The sequence below is a fragment of the Facilibium subflavum genome, assembly GCF_003574485.1.
Classification (GTDB): Bacteria; Pseudomonadota; Gammaproteobacteria; order Francisellales; family Francisellaceae; genus Facilibium; species Facilibium subflavum.
Genome location: NZ_QLIT01000083.1, coordinates 1 through 661, shown reverse-complemented (window position 1 = coordinate 661; position 661 = coordinate 1). Strand labels below are relative to the sequence as shown.

Sequence of the window (661 nt, the reverse complement as noted above, 5' to 3'; positions counted from 1 at the left end):
GGGCTGGTTCTTTGGGTTTAAGCTTCATTTAGTGATCAATGATAAAGGTGAAATTATGGCTTTTAAAGTCACTGAAGCAACAACAGATGATCGTGTGCCTGTTGAGGATTTAACCCAAGGGCTTATTGGCAAATTGATTGGCGATAAAGGCTATATTAAAGGCGCATTATCTGAGGCTTTATTGTCACGTGGATTACAAGTGGTGACACGGGTGAAAAAGAAGATGAAAAAAGGTTTGATTTCTTTACTGGACAAAGCACTTTTGAGAAAGCGGGCAATTATTGAGTCTGTCAATGATCAGCTTAAGAATATTAGTCAAATCGAACATACGAGGCATCGTTCAATTTGGAACTTTATGACAAATTTATTGTGTGGCCTTATTGCCTATTGTTTTCAGCCAAAAAAGCCAAGTTTACGGATTAAGGGAGATAGTGAGCTGATAGTTTTATGAACACTTATGTCGAACTCACGTTTTATAGCTATTGAGTATTGCTGTAAGACTTTTATCAACTGATTTATTTAACACACAAAGTCAACTAATAAAGTCAGGCAATCATGCACGCTTTGCATTATATATCGCCGTAAATTTTTAGGTAATATCACACTGCGTTAGGATACTGATCACAATATTTTAGAACAAGTAAAGCACAAGTACTCGTGG

1 protein-coding gene is annotated in these 661 nt (G+C 36.5%); it reads left to right on the top strand.

Annotated elements, in window-relative coordinates:
- A partial coding sequence (locus DNK84_RS05730) for an IS982 family transposase (RefSeq protein WP_119343595.1) occupies positions 1–451 on the top strand: 451 nt, incomplete at its 5' end.
- Positions 452–661 lie beyond the last annotated feature (210 nt).